Origin of the sequence: Bacillus cereus group sp. MYBK222-1, assembly GCF_051916425.1 — a bacterium.
In the GTDB taxonomy this organism is placed as follows: Bacteria; Bacillota; Bacilli; order Bacillales; family Bacillaceae_G; genus Bacillus_A; species Bacillus_A paranthracis.
Genome location: NZ_JBQAGP010000003.1, coordinates 171,373 through 190,919, shown reverse-complemented (window position 1 = coordinate 190,919; position 19,547 = coordinate 171,373). Strand labels below are relative to the sequence as shown.

Here is a 19,547-nt window from a genome sequence, read left to right as displayed (position 1 = left end):
AAAGGACGGTGCAAAGCATGCGTAAACCAATTATCGCAGGTAACTGGAAAATGAATAAAACTCTATCTGAAGCAGTTAGCTTCGTAGAGGAAGTTAAAGGTCAAATCCCAGCAGCTTCAGCTGTTGATGCAGTAGTTTGCTCTCCAGCTCTATTCTTAGAGCGCCTTGTAGCAGCGACTGAAGGAACTGATTTACAAGTAGGTGCACAAAACATGCACTTCGAAAAAAATGGTGCATTCACTGGCGAAATTAGCCCAGTAGCACTTAGCGACTTAAAAGTTGGCTATGTAGTACTTGGCCACTCTGAGCGTCGTGAAATGTTTGCTGAAACAGATGAGTCAGTAAACAAAAAGACTATCGCAGCATTTGAACATGGTTTAACACCAATCGTATGTTGTGGTGAGACTTTAGAAGAGCGCGAAAGCGGAAAAACATTTGATCTAGTAGCAGGTCAAGTGACAAAAGCACTTGCAGGTTTAACTGAAGAGCAAGTTAAAGCAACTGTTATCGCTTATGAGCCAATCTGGGCTATCGGTACAGGTAAATCTTCTTCTTCTGCAGATGCAAACGAAGTATGTGCGCACATCCGTAAAGTTGTTGCAGAAGCTGTTTCTCCAGCTGCTGCAGAAGCTGTTCGTATTCAATACGGCGGTAGCGTAAAACCAGAAAACATTAAAGAGTACATGGCACAATCTGACATCGACGGCGCTTTAGTTGGCGGTGCTAGCTTAGAGCCTGCTTCGTTCTTAGGTCTTCTGGAGGCGGTAAAATGAGAAAGCCAACAGCTCTAATTATTCTTGACGGTTTCGGACTTCGTGAAGAAACTTACGGGAATGCTGTAGCACAAGCTAAGAAACCTAATTTTGATGGTTACTGGAACAAATTTCCTCACACAACGCTTACAGCTTGTGGCGAGGCAGTAGGTCTTCCAGAAGGTCAAATGGGTAACTCTGAGGTTGGTCACTTAAATATCGGTGCTGGCCGCATTGTATATCAAAGCTTAACACGCGTAAACGTTGCAATTCGTGAAGGTGAGTTCGATAAGAACGAAACGTTCCAAAGTGCAATTAAAAGCGTAAAAGAAAAAGGTACTGCACTTCATTTATTCGGTTTACTTTCTGACGGTGGTGTGCACAGTCACATGAACCACATGTTTGCTCTTCTTCGCTTAGCAGCTAAAGAAGGCGTTGAGAAAGTATACATTCATGCATTCTTAGATGGCCGCGATGTTGGACCAAAAACAGCACAAAGCTATATCGATGCAACAAATGAAGTAATTAAAGAAACAGGAGTAGGACAATTCGCGACTATCTCTGGTCGTTATTACTCCATGGACCGTGACAAGCGTTGGGATCGCGTAGAAAAATGTTACCGTGCTATGGTGAATGGTGAAGGACCTACTTATAAATCAGCAGAAGAGTGTGTAGAAGACTCTTATGCAAATGGTATCTACGATGAATTCGTATTGCCGTCTGTAATTGTTAACGAAGATAACACGCCAGTTGCAACAATCAATGATGATGATGCAGTTATCTTCTATAACTTCCGTCCAGACCGTGCAATTCAAATTGCTCGTGTATTTACAAACGAAGACTTCCGTGAGTTCGATCGTGGTGAAAAAGTACCTCACATTCCAGAATTCGTATGTATGACACACTTTAGTGAAACAGTAGATGGTTACGTGGCATTCAAGCCAATGAACCTTGATAACACTTTAGGTGAAGTTGTTGCGCAAGCGGGATTAAAGCAACTTCGCATCGCGGAAACTGAAAAGTATCCGCACGTTACATTCTTCTTTAGCGGTGGTCGTGAGGCTGAATTCCCAGGAGAAGAACGTATCTTAATTAACTCACCGAAGGTTGCAACGTATGACTTGAAACCTGAAATGAGCATTTACGAAGTAACGGACGCTTTAGTAAATGAAATCGAAAATGATAAACATGATGTTATCATTCTTAACTTTGCGAACTGTGATATGGTTGGCCATTCTGGGATGATGGAACCAACAATTAAAGCAGTAGAAGCAACTGACGAATGTTTAGGAAAAGTTGTAGAAGCGATTCTTGCAAAAGATGGTGTAGCACTTATTACTGCTGACCATGGTAATGCGGATGAAGAATTAACTTCTGAAGGAGAGCCAATGACAGCTCATACAACTAACCCGGTTCCTTTCATTGTTACTAAGAACGACGTAGAATTACGTGAAGGTGGTATCTTAGGTGATATCGCTCCAACTATGCTTACACTTCTTGGTGTTGAGCAACCGAAAGAAATGACAGGTAAAACAATTATTAAATAATTTGCTTATATAAAAAGGAGAGAATTTATTATGTCAACAATTATTGATGTTTACGCTCGCGAAGTCCTTGACTCTCGTGGTAACCCAACTGTAGAAGTAGAAGTTTACACAGAAAGCGGCGCTTTCGGACGCGCTATCGTACCAAGTGGTGCATCTACTGGTGAACACGAAGCAGTAGAATTACGTGACGGTGACAAATCTCGTTACCTTGGTAAAGGTGTTGTTAACGCAGTAAACAACGTTAACGAAATTATCGCTCCAGAAATCGTTGGTTTCGATGTAACTGACCAAGCTGGTATCGACCGTGCTATGATCGAATTAGATGGCACTCCAAACAAAGGTAAACTAGGCGCTAACGCTATCCTTGGTGTATCTATGGCAGTAGCTCACGCAGCAGCTGACTTCGTAGGTCTTCCATTATACCGTTACCTTGGTGGATTCAATGCAAAACAATTACCAACTCCAATGATGAACATCATCAACGGTGGTTCTCACGCTGATAACAACGTAGACTTCCAAGAGTTCATGATCTTACCAGTTGGTGCTCCAACATTCAAAGAATCAATCCGTATGGGTGCTGAAGTATTCCATGCACTTAAAGCTGTATTACATGACAAAGGTCTTAACACTGCAGTAGGTGACGAAGGTGGATTCGCTCCAAACCTTGGTTCTAACCGTGAAGCATTAGAAGTAATCATCGAAGCTATCGAAAAAGCTGGTTACAAAGCTGGCGAGAACGTATTCTTAGGAATGGACGTTGCTTCTTCTGAATTCTACAACAAAGAAACTGGTAAATATGACCTTGCAGGCGAAGGCCGTACTGGCTTAACTTCTGCAGAAATGGTTGATTTCTACGAAGAGCTTTGCAAAGACTTCCCAATCATCTCTATCGAAGATGGTTTAGACGAAAACGACTGGGATGGTCACAAATTATTAACTGAGCGTCTTGGAAGCAAAGTACAATTAGTTGGTGACGATTTATTCGTAACTAACACTCAAAAACTTGCTGAAGGTATCGAAAAAGGTATCTCTAACTCAATCTTAATTAAAGTTAACCAAATCGGTACTTTAACTGAGACTTTCGAAGCTATCGAAATGGCTAAACGTGCTGGTTACACAGCAGTTGTATCTCACCGTTCTGGTGAAACTGAAGATGCTACAATCGCTGACATCGCAGTTGCAACTAACGCTGGCCAAATCAAAACTGGTTCTATGAGCCGTACTGACCGTATTGCTAAGTACAACCAATTATTACGCATCGAAGACGAACTAGGCGAAATCGCTGTTTACGATGGTATCAAATCTTTCTACAACATCAAACGATAATTGTAGAAAATAACGACAGACCGTGAGAAATCACGGTCTGTTTTTTTATGCTAAAATTGTTCCCCCGTCATAAGTGACATGAAATGTTTAAAGAAACTGTTATAATCAAAATCAATTGCAATTTGATGACCCGGCCAATCAATAAATGGCTTTTGGTTCACTAAAGAACGAAATTCCCCTATGCTTGCTCCTTGTGCAGAGGATTCTGTCATGACAACGATAGGGGATTTGTGATACGTAAACATAGAGTTATCAAGTAAAGCGAGTATTGGCATTGTGTCATGGAAGGGGCTACCCTTTAAATGTGGTAGAGCATTTTTATAATAGCCGTAGTAATAATGATCGAATAACGGTTTGACGAGTGGGGCTTTTCCTTTTGCTTCAATATATTCAGCCATTTCTGGTGTAATGATGGAATATTGGGTGACGTTTAATGGATAGATGTACATGTTAGGTGAGGATTGAAGGACTATATTAGCGGCAGTAGGATCACCATAAAAGTTTGCTTCAGAAATAGGGGTAACATTACCAGGATGTAAAAAGGCACCGCCCATTACGTAGTAAGATTTAATTTGTTTCATTAACTGTTTGCACATGATAAATAAAATTGCTAGAGAGGTAAGTCTTCCTAAACTTACAATGATTAATTCATCTTTATACTGTTCAATAAGAGGAATCACTTCAAAGAAATTCTCCATTTCTCCGTTAGTCACATTCCCATTTGGAATAATTGGCCCAAGCCCTTGTTTCCCGTGTACTTCTGTAAAAAAAGCAGGCGGGGCACCAGTAAGAGGGCGTTCTGAACCACCGAATATCTTAATATTTCTATTCCTTGTTTCATTCTTAAGAAAATGAGCATTTTGTACGGCCATCTCTTTTGGAACATTGCCGTAATCAGCAACAATGCCGATGATTTCTATTTCATCGATAAAGAACGCTAAGAGGAGAGCCATCGTATCATCAATGCCAGGATCACAAAAAATAAGAACTTTTTTGGGCATATGTTCACCACCTATCATGTTTATATATATGTAAGCTTAAGGATAAAAAGATTATTTTATTGAAATAACAACCTTTAAAATTCAGAAAATAAAAACTTCTTATATTAGGTCAAGGTTTTTGACTTAATTTTTGTTTATAAATGTAGTCATATCAAGGTTGTAAGCGTATAACATAGGCGTTTTTTGCTGTCAAGTTGATAAATTGCAGCTTTTTACAATTTATACTATGATAAAGATATTAACAGAAGATCGTATAAACAAGAGGGATGATGAACATGAAATTTACAAAGATTCTTGTCCAAATTGCTGCTCTTTACGTTTTTTATATGGTTGGAACTTGGGTACAAGAAATGTTAAATATTCCGATCCCAGGAAGTTTGATTGGAATGTTCCTCTTACTTGTTTTACTTAGCCTAAAAGTTCTTCCAGTGAAATGGTTCGATTTAGGAGCAGAGACACTCGTTGCTATTATGCCGTTTTTATTAATTCCGCCAACGCTTGGCCTAATGAATTACGGTGCTTTTTTTATGAGTAAAGGAATTTCTCTTTTCATTACAGTTGTAGCGAGTACATTTTTAATCATTATTGTCGCAGGACATACAGGACAATATCTTGCGAATAGAAAGGAAAGAGAGTCGCGATGAGTCAAATATTAATCGGGATCGGTTGGGTTCTTTTTACGGTGCTATTATATCAATTATCTAAAAAAATCTATAAATTATTTCCAACACCATTCACCATTCCAATGCTTGTAGCAACAGGATTAATGGCTTTCCTATTTATCGTGCTTGATATACCGTATCAACATTATATGGAAAGTGGTGGTGGCTGGATTGCAAAACTGCTCGGACCAGGTGTTGTAGCATTTGCAATTCCTCTTTATAAACAACGCCACGTTCTTCAAAAATATGTTGTACCGATTGCCGGCGGGGTACTAGTAGGTACAACAGTTGCCATTGCAAGTGACTTTGCTATTGCGTCACTTATGGGAACAGATAAAAGCTTAATTTTATCTTCTTTACCAAAATCAGTGACAATGCCAGTTGCGATGAGTGTTTCAGAGCAAGTTGGTGGTGTACCGTCATTAACAGCAGCTTTCGTTGTTATTGCAGGTATTACGGGAACAATTACCGGCCCGCTTTTATTAAAATGGAGCCGCGTTACAAACTCAGTTGGTAAAGGTATCGGATTTGGATGTGCTTCTCATATTATGGGCGTGATGAGAGCGATGAAAAATAATGAACATGAAGGTGTTATTGGATCGGTAACAATGACATTAACAGCCATTTTAACATGTTTGCTCGGACCGTTATTTGCAATGATGTTTATGTAAGGGAAGAAAAGCGAGAGCGCCTCTATAGCTCTCGCTTTTCTATAGAATTTATGCTACAGTTACAATAACTGAATCTTTGTAGGAGGTACGCCAAGTGCATACGTTATTATCCGTTTTACTTATTATTGTATCGATTTTAATGATTGTTATGGTACTTATGCAGTCTAGTAATAGCTCAGGCCTTTCAGGTGCAATTTCAGGCGGTGCAGAGCAATTATTTGGTAAGCAAAAAGCACGTGGAATTGAAGCGGTATTAAACCGTATTACAATTGTTTTAGCTGTATTGTTCTTCGCATTAACAATTGGTGTTACGTACTTAAACTTATAGAATTGAAAGAAGAAGCGTTAGTAAGATGTACTAATGGTTCTTCTTTTTTTGTTTTGCCATTTGAAAGATGTTTCTAATTAGATTATAGAAATATAAATATGGTACACTAGATATAGAAAGAATACGACTAGATTACAGAAGAGAAAGAGGAGAAGTACATGATGAAATTAGCATCTCCGAAACCATTTACATTTGAGGGTGGAGACCGCGCTGTTTTATTACTACATGGATTCACAGGAAACTCAGCTGATGTACGTATGTTAGGGCGTTTCTTAGAAAAGAAAGGCTACACTTGTCATGCCCCAATTTATAAAGGGCACGGTGTACCACCAGAAGAGCTTGTTCATACAGGTCCTGAAGATTGGTGGCAAGATGTAACGGAGGCATATCAGCTTTTAAAAGATAAAGGTTTTGAGAAAATTGCTGTCGTTGGATTGTCACTTGGCGGAGTATTTTCACTAAAATTAGGTTATACAGTACCGGTTTTAGGTGTAGTACCAATGTGTGCACCAATGTATATTAAGAGTGAAGAAACGATGTACCAAGGTATATTGGCATATGCCCGCGAATATAAAAAGCGTGAGCAAAAATCACCAGAGCAAATCGAACAAGAAATGTTGGAATTCCAAAAGACACCGATGAATACATTAAAAGCATTACAACAATTAATTGCTGACGTACGTAACAATGTGGACATGATTTATGCACCAACATTTGTTGTACAAGCGCGTCATGATGAAATGATTAATACAGATAGTGCGAACATTATTTATAACGGTGTAGAATCAACGTTAAAAGACATTAAATGGTATGAAGACTCTACGCATGTCATTACACTTGATAAGCAGCGTGACGAGCTACATGAGGATGTATATAACTTCTTGGAGCAACTAGATTGGTAAGATCTAGTTGCCTCTTTTTTTCATAAGGAATTTTTTGTGAAAACTGTAAAAATCATAAGGGGAGTATTGAAGTTTCGCTTTATACATCCCCTATCTTTCGGATACACTAAATAATATAAGGTTTTAAAGGAGGTATTTTTGCTTGGAAGAAATCATACAAGAACATATTGATAAGTTGTTATTATTTATGAGAGAAGAAGCGTATAAACCGCTAACGATACAAGAGTTAGAAGAGGCATTTGGGATTGAAGGTTCTGAGGGCTTTAAAGATTTCGTAAAAGCACTTGTAACGATGGAAGAAAAGGGACTTGTTATTCGTACTCGTAGCAACCGTTACGGTCTTCCTGAAAAGATGAATTTAATACGTGGTAAGTTAATTGGACATGCGCGTGGTTTTGCATTTGTTGTACCAGACGAGAAGAAAACAGGAGACGATGATCTTTTCATCCCGCCTACAGAATTAAACGGTGCACTTCACGGCGATACAGTATTAGCACGCCTTAGTTCCCAATCGAGTGGTTCGCGTCAAGAAGGTTCCATTGTACGCATTTTAGAACGCGGAACGAAAGAGTTAGTTGGTACATATACAGAATCGAAAAACTTTGGATTTGTTATACCTGACAATAAGCGCTGGACAAGTGACATTTTCGTATTGAAAAGTGCATCAATGGGTGCTGTAGAAGGTCATAAAGTAGTTGTGAAAATTACGAGCTATCCAGAGAATCGTTTAAGTGCAGAAGGTGAAGTTATTCAAATTCTAGGTCATAAAAATGATCCAGGAGTAGATATTTTATCTGTTATCCATAAACATCATTTGCCTTTAGCGTTCCCTGAAGAAGTGATGGAGCACGCAAACAGTGTACCAGAAACGATTTCAGAAGAAGATTTAAAAGATCGCCGTGACCTACGTGACCAAATGATCGTAACGATTGACGGTGCAGACGCAAAAGATTTAGATGACGCTGTTACAGTAACGAAACTTGAGAACGGTAACTACAAGCTTGGTGTTCACATTGCGGACGTAAGTCATTACGTTCAAGAAGGTTCTCCAATTGATGTAGAAGCAGCGGAAAGAGCGACGAGTGTATATCTTGTTGACCGTGTAATTCCGATGATTCCGCATCGTCTATCTAACGGTATTTGTTCATTAAATCCGAAAGTAGACCGTCTGACGTTATCTTGTGAAATGGAAATCAATAATTTAGGTGACGTTGTTAAACACGAGATTTTCCAAAGTGTAATTAAAACGACAGAGCGTATGACGTATGCTGACGTAAGAAGCATTTTAGAAGATGAGGACGAAGAATTAATTAAACGCTATGAGCCGCTCGTACCGATGTTTAAAGAGATGGGCCAATTGGCACAAATTTTACGTGAAAAACGTATGCGCCGCGGGGCAATCGACTTTGACTTTAAAGAAGCGAAAGTATTAGTAGATGAAGAAGGAAAACCGACAGACGTTGTTATGCGTGATCGTTCTGTATCAGAGAAGTTAATTGAAGAATTTATGCTTGTCGCGAACGAAACAGTAGCAGAGCATTTCCACTGGATGAACGTACCATTCATGTACCGTGTCCATGAAGATCCGAAAGAAGATAAGTTAGAGCGTTTCTTCGAGTTTGTAACGAACTTCGGATATGCAGTAAAAGGACGTGCAAATGAAGTACACCCTCGTGCGCTACAACAAATTCTTGAAATGGTTCAAGGGCAACCAGAAGAAGTAGTCATTTCTACAGTAATGCTTCGTTCTATGAAGCAAGCACGTTACGATGCAGAAAGCTTAGGACATTTCGGTTTATCAACTGAGTTCTACACACATTTCACATCACCAATTCGTCGTTACCCAGATACGATTGTTCATCGATTAATTCGTGAATACATCATTAACGGTAAAGTCGACAATGAAACACAAGCAAAATGGCGTGAAAAATTACCTGAGATTGCAGAGCACTCTTCTAATATGGAGCGTCGTGCAGTTGAAGCAGAACGTGAAACAGACGAGCTGAAAAAAGCAGAATATATGCTTGATAAGATCGGCGAAGAGTATGACGGTATGATTAGCTCTGTAACAAACTTCGGTTTATTCGTAGAGCTTCCAAATACAATTGAAGGTCTTGTACACGTTAGCTACTTAACGGATGATTACTACCGTTATGATGAGCAGCATTTCGCAATGATCGGAGAACGTACAGGTAACGTATTCCGCATCGGTGACGAAATTACAATTCGCGTTATTAACGTAAACAAAGACGAGCGTGCAATCGACTTTGAAATCGTTGGCATGAAAGGTACGCCTCGTCGTAAGTTCAAAGACCGCCCAGTCGTTATCGAACAGCCAAGAACAGGCAGAAAGAAACGCGGTGGACGTAGCGAGCGCAGTAATGAGCGCGGCGGAGAACGTGGGACAGGTAGAAAATTTGACCGTAGTGGCAAAGGTAAAGGAAAAGGAAGAGGATCTGCATCCTCGTCCGCTGGCCAACCAGGGAAAAAAGATGGTAACGGTAAGAAGAAAAAAGCATTCTTCGAAAACGTACCAGGATTCAAGAAGAAAAAGAAAAAGCGTAAGTAAGAAAAGGATGGCTTCGCTTTGATAAAAAGCGGGGCTTTTTCTTTTTTATTGGTGGCTTGAGAGCGAGCCACTTTCGCTTTTTATGGAATCCAGCTACAGTGGCTAGAATGTTCGGCGGCTTCGCTTCTTCTCTAGAGGCAAAGAACGCCTCAAGGTCAGAAGCTCCATCCACCTCACATTCTGAGCGAGCCACTTTCGCTTTTTATTGAAATCCAGCTACAGTGGCTAGAATCTGTTGGCCATTTCACTCCCTCGGACGAAGCAAAAAGCGCTTCTCTGTCGGGAGTTCCAATGTCCAAAGATTCTAAGCGAGCCACTTCCGCTTTTTATCGGAATCCAGCTACAGTGGCTAGAATGTTCGGCGGCTTCGCTTCTTCTCTAGAGGCAAAGAACGCCTCAAGGTCAGAAGCTCTATCCACCTCACATTCTGGGCGAGCCACTTTCGCTTTTTAGTAACATTTGTTACAATAGTAAAAATAGAGGAGGGACGTTATATGCCAAAAGGTTCAGGTAAGGTTATTGCACAAAATAAAAAAGCTTTTCATGATTATTTCATCGAAGAAACATACGAAGCAGGGCTTGTCCTTCAAGGAACGGAAATTAAGTCGATTCGCGCTGGACGCGTGAACTTGAAAGATGCGTTTGCACGTGTACATAATGGTGAAGTATGGGTTCATAATATGCATATTAGTACGTACGAGCAAGGAAATCGTTTCAACCACGATCCGCTTCGTACGAGAAAGTTACTTCTGCATAAAAAAGAAATTGATAAATTAGCAGGAGCTGCAAAAGAAACGGGTTACGCACTAGTTCCGCTTAGAATCTATTTGAAAAATGGATTTGCGAAAATGGCACTTGGTTTAGCAAAAGGTAAGAAACAATATGATAAGCGTCACGATTTAAAAGAGAAAGAAGCAAAACGTGAAATTGCACGCGCGTTCCGTGATCGTCAAAAGATGTAATACAGATATTTACATTTGTAAAACGGCGCGCGTATGTTATAATAACTTATGTAAGGTTGTTGCACATTGAAAAACAGCTCTTAGTAGCTATCACGAAATTTTCTTCGTATGCTCCATTTTTATCATGGGGACGTTACGGATTCGACAGGGATAGTTCGAGCTTAGGTTGCGAGTCGAGGGGATCGGCCTCGTTAAAACGTCAAAGCCTATAATTGGCAAACAAAACAATCTTTCTTTAGCTGCTTAATTGCACTAAAGGTTCCTCCCTCCATCGTCCATGTGGTAGGGTAAGGGACTCAAACTAAGTGGACTACGCCGGAGTTCGCCGTCTGAGGACAAAGGAAGAGAACAACCAGACTAGCAACTTGGAAGCCTGTCGATAGGCCGAAGAGTTCGCGAAATGCTAATATATCGACTACACTCGTAGAAGCTTAAGTGCCGATATTTTTGGACGTGGGTTCGACTCCCACCGTCTCCACCAATACATATTTGGTGGTTTTTTATTTTGTATGATATGAACCATAATCTTGCCAGGTTGGTGAGGTTATGGTTCTTTTTGTTTTGTTCTTTTATAAAATACTTAAGTTGATAGGGATGAGGCAGTACCCCTGAAACAGAAAATAAAGAAATGGTTATGGATGATAAGCAGGTAGATACTATAGCTGATCGTAAATGCCCGATTGGTGAGTTTCTATCAATAAAATCAATTTATTCAAATCTTAATATGTTTTGTGTTTCTATCTATACCTATTGTAAGATTATATAGAGTTCTCCTAATAAGCTGTTTTAATGGATTTTTTAGGGGTTTAATATTTATAAATCTTAAATAATTTTTTATGTAACTAAGTTATATTGAAGTAGAGGTGAACCATCGGTGAGGCAGGTGTTAGTAATTAAAAATGAACGGTCTTTAGCAAAGAAAATCGTAAGCGGTTTAACGGAAGAAGGCCATTTCATTTTAAAACTTCACAATGAAAACGAAGGTTTAAATATAGCATATGAACAAGATTGGGATATTATCATATTAGATTGGGATTCATTAAGTATATCTGGACCAGAAATTTGCAGGAAAATACGACTTGTTAAAATGACACCCATCATTATTGTGACCGACAATATTTCTAGCAAGGATTGCGTAGCAGGGTTACAAGCTGGAGCTGATGATTATATAAGAAAACCATTTGCGAAAGAAGAATTAGTAGCAAGGGTGCAAGCTATTTTAAGGAGAAGTAACTGTAACCAGCAAAATGAGATAACCTTTTATCAGTTTAAAGATCTCTTTGTTGATGCATCTAGCAATATTGTGAAAAAAGGTGGTAAAAATCTCTCGCTTACGAAGCGTGAGTACGATTTACTTGTATTTTTAATCAAGAATAAAAATACAATATTGAGCCGTGAAATGCTTTTGAACCAAGTTTGGGGACATAACGTAGTCGTAAATCCAAATGTAGTAGACTTATATATTGGGTATGTAAGAAAAAAGTTAAAGTGTGAGAAGAAAAATAGATATATTCAAACAATACATGGCAGAGGCTATTCAATGGTTGAATGATAAAAATAAGATCATAAAGTAGTTTCTGTGAAATATGAAAAGACAGAAACTATAAAAAGAAGATTGCTATCAGGAAATAGTTATTTTTTTGCAGTAAAAACCATGTTTTATAAGGTGTGGGGGATGGATCTGCTGCGCATTAGTTGAGACCGTATCAAATTTATTTTTAATTTTATTAACTCACACCATTCACAAGATTTTCACATAATTAATGACTATACTTATTTACAGGATATTCAAATGAAAATGATTATCAATATTGATTTAGGTGAATAGCAGTTATTATCTAATTCAATCTTTGGAAGTCATCATTTTCGAAATAAATTACATAATAAGGAGTATACGTATGAAAAAAACTATGCTTTTAAAATTAGTAAGTATTCTAGCAATTTTCACTTTAATGTTAGTAGCTTGCTCAGATTCAGGTAAAGAAACTTCGAAGGCTACTAAAGATAATGGTAGTGATAAGCCAAAAACGGTTGAAATCACTGATGCGCATGGAAAAGTTACTGTTCCTGTAAATCCAAAGAATGTAGTTGCTTTAGATAATAGAACGTTTGAAACTTTAGCTGATTGGGGAATTAAATTAGCAGCTGCTCCAAAGGATATTATGCCTGCTGATTCAGCATATAAAAAGGATGAAAAAGTTCAAAATATTGGGAATCACCGTGAACCAAATCTTGAAATTATTGCCGCTGCAAACCCTGACCTTGTAATTGTTGGTCAAAGATTTGCTGATCATTACGAAGAAATCAAAAAATTAGTGCCAAATGCAGCTGTTATTGATCTTAATTTTGATGTTTCTGAGAAAGCTACTAAGCCTGGAGAAAACTTAGTAAAAGGACTTAAAGATTCTACAATTACTTTAGGAAAAATCTTTAATAAAGATAAAGAAGCTAAACAATTAGTAGCTGATTTCGATAAATCTATTGAAAAAGCAAAATCTGCTTATAACGGAAAAGATAAAGTTATGAGTGTTATCGTTACTGGTGGTAATATTGGCTTTGCTGCGCCGCACTCTGGTCGTGTTTGGGGACCAATGTATGAAATTTTCGGTTGGACTCCAGCGTTAGAAGTTTCTAATTCTACTGCAGGTCATAAAGGTGATGACGTTTCTGTTGAAGCTATTGCACAAACAAATCCTGATTGGATTTTTGTATTAGATCGTGATGCTGCAACATCTGATGCAGCTAAGTCAACACCTGCTAAGGATGTTATTTCTAAATCACCTGCTCTTCAAAACACAACTGCTGTTTCTAAGAAACAAGTTATTTATGCACCAGAAGATACTTACACAAATGAATCAATTCAAACTTATATAGAGTTATTTGGAAATATGGCAAAAACTTTAGCTAAGTAGTGTAAAGGAGTACGAAACAGTGTCAAAAAATATAATTTCTAGGGTTGAGAATATTTCTCAACCCCAGTTTTATAATCACAATAAATTATGGACAAAACCTTTTATAATAGCGATTATAATTGTTGTAATTTTAGGGATTATATCACTGTTTACTGGAGTTTATGATATACGTGGACAAGAGGACGGAACAGAGATGTTTTTCATCACTCGCGTTCCGAGAACAGCTGCATTAATGCTTACTGGAGCTGCGATGGCGATGGCAGGACTTGTCATGCAACTCATTACACAGAATCGCTTTGTTGAACCTACTACAACGGGGACTATTGAATGGTCAGGCTTAGGCCTGCTTTTTGTGTATTTATTGTTTCCTTCCCCGACGTTAGTTCAAAGAATGACTGGTGCAATCATTTTTTCTTTTATAGGAACTATGATTTTCTTTCTATTTTTAAGAAGAGTTAAGCTTCGTTCGTCTTTAATTGTCCCGATTATTGGATTGATGCTTGGAGCAGTTATTTCTGCAGTGTCTACTTTTATGGGACTTCTTTTTCAAATGACGCAAAGTATTGAAACTTGGTTTGTAGGTTCATTTGCTAACATTCAGGTAGGAAGATATGAATATTTATGGCTGATAGTTATCATTACTTTGCTTATTTTTATGTACGCGAATAGATTGACTTTAGCTGGATTAGGAGAAGATGTCGCAACAAGCCTTGGCGTTAATTACAATAGAATTGTTCTTTTTGGGACCGCTCTTATCTCTGTTGCAGTTGGAATTGTTGCAGCTGTTATTGGGCACTTACCTTTCTTAGGGTTAATTGTGCCAAATATTGTTTCTATGTTTAGAGGTGATGATCTTAGGAGTAATTTACCTTGGGTTTGTGTGATCGGAATGGGGACAATAACTGCTTGTGACATCATTTCTCGAACAATTATAAAGCCGTTTGAACTACCTGTTTCTTTAATACTTGCAACAGTGGGAGCAGTTGTGTTTATTACTATTTTATTGAGACAAAGAAAACCAAGGAGGCTACGATGATCACATTAGAATATAAAAATAAAGAAAATGTCGAAATCGATTCTAGCCTTCATAATGAAAGTAGATCAGCTAGCGCTTTTCGTTCTAAGAAAGAAGCAAGACGTTATTGGATTTTACTAATCACATTGATTGGTTTAGGCCTTCTTTCTTCATATGGACTTTTAGTGTATAACAATCCAGTTCCGATAGATTCACCTTCTTTTATCCCAGTTGTTAAGAGAAGGATAGTAGCTATTGTTGCAATGATTATTGCAGCTGTTTGCCATAGCTTGTCGACAGTTGCTTTCCAATCCATTACGAATAATAAGATTATTACTCCGTCACTTTTAGGTTTCGAATCACTTTATTCAGCAATTCAAACGAGTACAGTATTCTTCTTTGGTGTTAGTGCATTGATCAATTTTAATGGAATTGGATCATTTTTATTTCAAGTCGTTGTTATGGTCTTCATGAGTTTGATACTTTATGGATGGCTACTTTCCGGTAAATACGGGAATTTACAACTTATGCTTTTAGTGGGAATTATTATTGGTACCGGGCTAAATTCTGTGTCAACTTTCATGAGAAAATTACTTGCGCCTTCAGAATTTGATATTTTACAAGCAAGATTATTTGGTTCTGTTAATCATGCAGATCCGGCTTATTTTCCGGTTGTAATTCCTATGGTCATAATTATAGCGGTATTAATTTTTGCTCATTCTAAGAATTTGAACGTTTTGTCACTAGGAAAAGATGTTGCTACTTCCTTTGGAGTTAAATATCAACCTAGTGTAATTTATACGCTTGTATTAGTAGCTATTTTAATGTCTATTTCAACAGCTCTAATTGGGCCACTTACTTTCTACGGCTTTTTAGTAGCGACTTTGAGTTATCAGGCGGCGTCAACTTATGATCATAGATATATTTTCCCAATGGCTTTTGCAATCGGATTTTTAATAATGACGAGTGCATATTTTTTAATGTATCATGTATTCCATGCTCAAGGTGTAGTTTCAGTTATTATTGAATTATTTGGTGGAATTATATTCTTAACTATAGTTTTAAGGAAGAGGGCTTTATGATAAAAATTGATAATGTTAAAAAGTTCTATACGGATAAGGTAAAAATAGGACCTTTGGATATTGAAATACCAAAAGCGGGCTTTACTTCTTTAATTGGACCGAATGGGGCTGGAAAGTCAACGACACTTTTGATGATTGGTAGACTTTTAGATATGGACGAAGGACAAATCCAGGTAGCAAATATGGATGTTTCTGAATCCAAATCAAAAGACTTAGCAAAAGTTTTAACTATATTGCGACAAGAAAATCATTTTGTAACGAGGCTTACGGTTAGACAATTAGTTGGATTTGGGCGCTTTCCTTATTCAAAGGGAAGATTAACGAAAGAGGATGAAGTTATTATTTCTAAATATATCGACTTCCTAGATTTAACTAATTTAGAGAATAGATATTTAGATGAGCTTTCTGGTGGTCAAAGACAAAGGGCATATGTAGCGATGGTATTGTGCCAAGAGACTGAATATGTACTTTTGGATGAGCCGCTGAACAACCTTGATGTTGCTCGATCTGTTCAAATGATGGAGCATTTGAGACGTGCGGCTAATGAATTTGGAAGAACAATTTTGACTGTTATGCATGACATAAATTTTGCAGCTAAATACTCTGATAAAATTTGTGCGATGAAAGATGGACAAATTGCTGCTTTTGGAACAGTAGAAGAAGTTATGGACTCAACGCTTTTGACAGATATTTTTGAAACAAGAATAGAAATTATTAAAGGTCCTTATGGGCCGATTGCTGTTTATTAGTTATAAAATGTATACTGTAGCTGCTGTCTATATTTTGTAGGCAGCAGTTTTTTTATCTGAAGAATTAACAAATCTTTTATCAGCGCTTCAAAAGCTAACGAAGGTAATTGAAGAGCTGTAGTGGTTGTTACATGTAAAAAGAAGCATAAGCTGACCGTTTTGGTCAGCTTATGCTTCTTCATGTTCTAAATATCAAATATAGATTTTTAATCAAACAAATTAAAAACTAAATTGTGGTTTCATATCACCTGTATAAGGTTCATGTTCAACAAATACAGTGATGTCTTTCCCTGCTTGGTCTTTACCAGTTCTTTTATAAGTAAATTTCTTATTATTTAGTTCAGTAAGTTCAAGAGCCGCACCATATTTATTATTTCCAATTGAAACATGAGCTCTTATTTTATTTTCGTGCAACACATCGAAGTAGCCATAATCACCGCGGCTTTGGCCTGTTTCGCTATTGAAGAACTCATATTTATTAGACTTGTCATCGAACTTTGCTAGACTTATAAAATTCGAATTAAATTGTGTTATATCATTACCAGCTTCATCTAATACTTTAGTTCCGTGCCAAAGGGTTCCGCCTAAAATCTTATCTCCATCAACGTTTTTAACGATATCGCCTGTAGTTGTGTTCAGCTGCTTGTCCGGATCAGTGAAAGAAAGCTCTTTTTCTTTATATGGAACATGTTCAACGAAAACTTCTACATCTTTACCGTTAGCATCTTTCCCCATTCGTTTATAAGTAAATACATTCTTATTTAGCTTTGTCATATCAACAACAGCTTGATATTTCATTGATTCTGAAATTAATATTCTCTTCTTCCCATCATTTGTGATAAAGAAAGTTCCTTTATCGCCACGACTTGCACCTGTTTTAGCGTCAAAGAATTCATATCTTCCTGACTTTGCATCATATTTTGCAAGACCAATGAAGTTTGCATTTTCTTTTGTTAAGTCATTTTTATCTTTATCTAATACTCGTGTACCTTGCCAATTTGTGTCGCTAAGAATGTTATCCATTTTTTGGCCTTTCGTTAACTTATTTTCCTTTTTTGTTTCTTTAGCAGCTTGTTCTTGTTTCGGTTTACTATGATTTTCTTCGGCTTTCGTACCAACGCACCCGGTTAGTGCTAGTGTGAATCCGAGCAATATAGATGATAGTGCTTTCGTTTTTTTGTTCATTTTTATCGTCTCCTCATTTTATAAATGTAAGTTGTACGGTTTGTGATTATAGTAATAGTTACTACGTTTATTATGTTAATACTCGAGTATAAACTGCCTCTAAATAAAACATAAAAAAAAGATAAACTAATTCCTAAAAAATTTTCATATTTATAAAAAAATCGCTAGCTTGCTGTAGCGCCTACGAGTAATTAATAAAATACATAGTAAAGAAGAAGGAAAGCCGCTAACAATTGATTAACTCTTAATAGAATCAATCAATTGTAGTGCGAAATTTTTGAGCTAGACTGTAGGGGGAAATGAAGATTTTATAGAAGTTGTTTCATATAGGAAGGGGGATGTCCATGTTTGATTCAACAGATTTTAAAATTATACAGTTACTACAAGAAAACGCTAGAATGAACTGGAAAGAAATTGGAGAGATAGTACATTTGACTGGTCAGGCTGTTGGGAAACGAATTAATAAGTTAGAAGAGGCAGGTGTCATTCAAAAATATACGATAGATATCGACAGAGCTAAGCTGGAAGGATCTATTATGACCTTTGTTACGCTATTTTTGCATGCACCACATTATCATAATCAAATCCAAAATTTTTTCGAGAAAACGGACTTAATTACTGAAATGTATCGTATAAGCGGCGATGGGTGCTATGTCATGACTCTTCACACGTCTTCGCATCAGCAATTAGAAGAGACTCTTGCACATGTTTTACACTATGGTGATTATCGTATAAATACTGTCATTAAGACAATGAAAAAAAAGAAAGAATAAGATACTTATCCTTTCTTTTTTCATATGGAACTGTAATTCTTTATTTGCTTTTGTTTATAAAACAGTTTGCTGACATGACTGTTGCATAAATATCACCAAACTCTAATGCACTCATGAACGATTGATGAGCGTGTACTGCGGGGATTAGATTTCCTTGGAATTCTAAATCTTTTGTTGTGCAAGCATCTTCAATTACGACACATTGAAATCCTAAATCACTGGCAGCGCGTACGGTTGCATCAATACATACATGAGTCATCATACCGCAAATGACTAGTTGATCTATTTTCTCTGCTTTTAATGTTTGTAATAAATTGGTTCTTAAAAAACTGTTAGGGTGATGTTTTTGTATAACTCTTTCATTAGCAACCGGTTGTACATCATCATGAATTTGGACACCTACTGTATCGGGTAAGAAGAAAGTAGCCCCTTCATTGTTCGCAATATGTTGTACGTGAATAACTGTTTTATGCTCTTCACGAAATAATTTCAATACTTCCCTCGATTTTTGTGCGGCTGTTTCAGGTTGATGTAATTCCATACTTCCGCCTTTAAAGTAATCATTTTGTATGTCGACTAAAAGTAACGCTTCATTCATCGTTATTCCCCCATACGTATTGATTCAGCACGTTATTTGTACTGTACCGTTATTATATAAATTGCGACTATGTGGAAGTAATAACGTCTTGAAACGATTTGGAGGTATATAGTTTCATTATGAAAAAGCTAAAGGATACAAAGAAAAGATGGGGATAATTTGTTTGTGGATTTTGGATATAGAAATAGAAAGTGGATGTTAACTTAATGATCCATCTAATAATATGTTTACCTAGACGAATCATTAAGTAACAAAGGATTTTGGTAATTTCATGCGTTATTATCAGTTTTTAGTGCTAGCTTTTGTCGTTCTTTTAATTTATCAGGTGTTACGTCATTTCCTAAAGGATCTAATATTTTTAATCCTGTAACAGTGGTGTGGATTTGGCCGCGAATCATTTGAAGGTATTTCTCGCGTAATTCTATACGCTCATCTAATTCTGTTTGTGTTAAACCTGCTTCTTTTTGTTTGTTAGCTAGTTCATTAATTCGATTTAAAACTTCAAGCATTGTT

The 19,547-nt window shown here is 37.3% G+C and carries 19 protein-coding genes and 1 other RNA gene; 16 read left to right on the top strand and 4 right to left on the bottom strand.

All coding sequences use genetic code 11. The annotated features are described in order from the left end of the window. The first annotated feature begins 17 nt into the window (after positions 1-17). The 3 genes from tpiA to eno are packed head-to-tail and all read left to right on the top strand — an operon-like array spanning position 18 to position 3,625. On the top strand, positions 18-773 hold the full coding sequence (tpiA, locus tag ACTFR9_RS16955; protein WP_001231036.1) for a triose-phosphate isomerase: 756 nt from the start codon (positions 18-20) through the stop codon (positions 771-773). Continuing rightward, entirely contained in the window at positions 770-2,299 is a 1,530-nt protein-coding gene (gene gpmI / locus ACTFR9_RS16950) for a 2,3-bisphosphoglycerate-independent phosphoglycerate mutase (RefSeq protein WP_048557389.1), read from the top strand. The genes tpiA and gpmI overlap by 4 nt, the downstream gene beginning before the upstream one ends. 30 nt (positions 2,300-2,329) lie before the next feature. Beyond that, positions 2,330-3,625, top strand: a complete 1,296-nt coding sequence (eno, locus tag ACTFR9_RS16945; RefSeq protein ID WP_000103957.1) for a phosphopyruvate hydratase — start codon at positions 2,330-2,332, stop codon at positions 3,623-3,625. Between the two features lie 50 nt (positions 3,626-3,675). Here eno and ACTFR9_RS16940 read toward each other — a convergent pair whose 3' ends face one another. Next, positions 3,676-4,626 carry a nucleoside hydrolase gene (locus ACTFR9_RS16940; RefSeq protein WP_001125031.1) on the bottom strand — a complete coding sequence of 317 codons (951 nt, stop codon included), beginning with the start codon at positions 4,624-4,626 and terminating at the stop codon, positions 3,676-3,678. Positions 4,627-4,901: 275 nt separating this feature from the next. Here ACTFR9_RS16940 and ACTFR9_RS16935 point away from each other — a divergent pair, with 275 nt between their 5' ends. The 12 genes from ACTFR9_RS16935 (at position 4,902) to ACTFR9_RS16880 (ending at position 16,478) form a co-directional block, all read left to right on the top strand. Beyond that, entirely contained in the window at positions 4,902-5,270 is a 369-nt protein-coding gene (locus tag ACTFR9_RS16935) for a CidA/LrgA family holin-like protein (protein WP_000673222.1), read from the top strand. Further along, a complete protein-coding gene (locus ACTFR9_RS16930; protein ID WP_000078304.1) occupies positions 5,267-5,959 on the top strand; it encodes an LrgB family protein in 693 nt (230 codons plus the stop codon). Before ACTFR9_RS16935 ends, ACTFR9_RS16930 begins: the two co-directional genes overlap by 4 nt. A gap of 94 nt (positions 5,960-6,053) precedes the next feature. Next, positions 6,054-6,287 carry a preprotein translocase subunit SecG gene (gene secG / locus ACTFR9_RS16925; protein ID WP_000557262.1) on the top strand — a complete coding sequence of 78 codons (234 nt, stop codon included), beginning with the start codon at positions 6,054-6,056 and terminating at the stop codon, positions 6,285-6,287. Between the two features lie 161 nt (positions 6,288-6,448). Further along, complete coding sequence (estA, locus tag ACTFR9_RS16920) at positions 6,449-7,189, top strand: carboxylesterase (protein ID WP_000761976.1); 741 nt, start codon at positions 6,449-6,451, stop codon at positions 7,187-7,189. A gap of 142 nt (positions 7,190-7,331) precedes the next feature. After that, positions 7,332-9,758, top strand: coding sequence for a ribonuclease R (gene rnr, locus ACTFR9_RS16915; RefSeq protein WP_229136633.1), 2,427 nt, complete (start codon positions 7,332-7,334; stop codon positions 9,756-9,758). Positions 9,759-10,252: 494 nt separating this feature from the next. Next, positions 10,253-10,720, top strand: coding sequence for an SsrA-binding protein (gene smpB, locus ACTFR9_RS16910; RefSeq protein ID WP_001123902.1), 468 nt, complete (start codon positions 10,253-10,255; stop codon positions 10,718-10,720). Positions 10,721-10,846: 126 nt separating this feature from the next. Next, positions 10,847-11,201, top strand: a transfer-messenger RNA (tmRNA) gene (gene ssrA / locus ACTFR9_RS16905). Between the two features lie 393 nt (positions 11,202-11,594). Further along, positions 11,595-12,272, top strand: a complete 678-nt coding sequence (locus ACTFR9_RS16900; protein ID WP_001250243.1) for a response regulator transcription factor — start codon at positions 11,595-11,597, stop codon at positions 12,270-12,272. A gap of 346 nt (positions 12,273-12,618) precedes the next feature. Beyond that, complete coding sequence (locus tag ACTFR9_RS16895; protein ID WP_000753431.1) at positions 12,619-13,632, top strand: siderophore ABC transporter substrate-binding protein; 1,014 nt, start codon at positions 12,619-12,621, stop codon at positions 13,630-13,632. 19 nt (positions 13,633-13,651) lie between these two features. After that, entirely contained in the window at positions 13,652-14,668 is a 1,017-nt protein-coding gene (locus tag ACTFR9_RS16890) for an ABC transporter permease (protein ID WP_000041817.1), read from the top strand. Then, a complete protein-coding gene (locus ACTFR9_RS16885; RefSeq protein WP_071728215.1) occupies positions 14,665-15,729 on the top strand; it encodes an iron chelate uptake ABC transporter family permease subunit in 1,065 nt (354 codons plus the stop codon). Before ACTFR9_RS16890 ends, ACTFR9_RS16885 begins: the two co-directional genes overlap by 4 nt. Then, a complete protein-coding gene (locus ACTFR9_RS16880) occupies positions 15,726-16,478 on the top strand; it encodes a siderophore ABC transporter ATP-binding protein (RefSeq protein WP_000590068.1) in 753 nt (250 codons plus the stop codon). Before ACTFR9_RS16885 ends, ACTFR9_RS16880 begins: the two co-directional genes overlap by 4 nt. A 219-nt stretch (positions 16,479-16,697) precedes the next feature. Here ACTFR9_RS16880 and ACTFR9_RS16875 read toward each other — a convergent pair whose 3' ends face one another. After that, positions 16,698-17,663 carry a DUF4822 domain-containing protein gene (locus ACTFR9_RS16875; protein ID WP_076856392.1) on the bottom strand — a complete coding sequence of 322 codons (966 nt, stop codon included), beginning with the start codon at positions 17,661-17,663 and terminating at the stop codon, positions 16,698-16,700. A gap of 344 nt (positions 17,664-18,007) precedes the next feature. On the opposite strand from ACTFR9_RS16875, the gene ACTFR9_RS16870 reads away from it, so the two are divergent. Next, positions 18,008-18,436 (top strand): Lrp/AsnC family transcriptional regulator, encoded by a 429-nt coding sequence (locus ACTFR9_RS16870; protein ID WP_229136635.1) that lies wholly within the window; start codon positions 18,008-18,010, stop codon positions 18,434-18,436. Between the two features lie 40 nt (positions 18,437-18,476). On the opposite strand, the gene ACTFR9_RS16865 is transcribed toward ACTFR9_RS16870, so the two are convergent. Then, entirely contained in the window at positions 18,477-19,034 is a 558-nt protein-coding gene (locus ACTFR9_RS16865) for a cysteine hydrolase family protein (RefSeq protein ID WP_076855980.1), read from the bottom strand. Between the two features lie 269 nt (positions 19,035-19,303). Further along, positions 19,304-19,543 (bottom strand): DUF896 domain-containing protein, encoded by a 240-nt coding sequence (locus ACTFR9_RS16860; RefSeq protein ID WP_073542762.1) that lies wholly within the window; start codon positions 19,541-19,543, stop codon positions 19,304-19,306. Positions 19,544-19,547 lie beyond the last annotated feature (4 nt).

Coding starts and splice junctions, on each gene's coding strand:
- eno (WP_000103957.1), top strand. CDS start 2,330: ATGTCAACAATTATTGATGTTTACGCTCGCGAAGTCCTTGACTCTCGT.
- ACTFR9_RS16875 (WP_076856392.1), bottom strand. CDS start 17,663: ATGAACAAAAAAACGAAAGCACTATCATCTATATTGCTCGGATTCACA.
- tpiA (WP_001231036.1), top strand. CDS start 18: ATGCGTAAACCAATTATCGCAGGTAACTGGAAAATGAATAAAACTCTA.
- ACTFR9_RS16940 (WP_001125031.1), bottom strand. CDS start 4,626: ATGCCCAAAAAAGTTCTTATTTTTTGTGATCCTGGCATTGATGATACG.
- ACTFR9_RS16880 (WP_000590068.1), top strand. CDS start 15,726: ATGATAAAAATTGATAATGTTAAAAAGTTCTATACGGATAAGGTAAAA.
- ACTFR9_RS16865 (WP_076855980.1), bottom strand. CDS start 19,034: ATGAATGAAGCGTTACTTTTAGTCGACATACAAAATGATTACTTTAAA.
- ACTFR9_RS16860 (WP_073542762.1), bottom strand. CDS start 19,543: ATGCTTGAAGTTTTAAATCGAATTAATGAACTAGCTAACAAACAAAAA.
- estA (WP_000761976.1), top strand. CDS start 6,449: ATGAAATTAGCATCTCCGAAACCATTTACATTTGAGGGTGGAGACCGC.
- smpB (WP_001123902.1), top strand. CDS start 10,253: ATGCCAAAAGGTTCAGGTAAGGTTATTGCACAAAATAAAAAAGCTTTT.
- ACTFR9_RS16930 (WP_000078304.1), top strand. CDS start 5,267: ATGAGTCAAATATTAATCGGGATCGGTTGGGTTCTTTTTACGGTGCTA.
- ACTFR9_RS16885 (WP_071728215.1), top strand. CDS start 14,665: ATGATCACATTAGAATATAAAAATAAAGAAAATGTCGAAATCGATTCT.
- ACTFR9_RS16935 (WP_000673222.1), top strand. CDS start 4,902: ATGAAATTTACAAAGATTCTTGTCCAAATTGCTGCTCTTTACGTTTTT.
- ACTFR9_RS16895 (WP_000753431.1), top strand. CDS start 12,619: ATGAAAAAAACTATGCTTTTAAAATTAGTAAGTATTCTAGCAATTTTC.
- gpmI (WP_048557389.1), top strand. CDS start 770: ATGAGAAAGCCAACAGCTCTAATTATTCTTGACGGTTTCGGACTTCGT.
- ACTFR9_RS16870 (WP_229136635.1), top strand. CDS start 18,008: ATGTTTGATTCAACAGATTTTAAAATTATACAGTTACTACAAGAAAAC.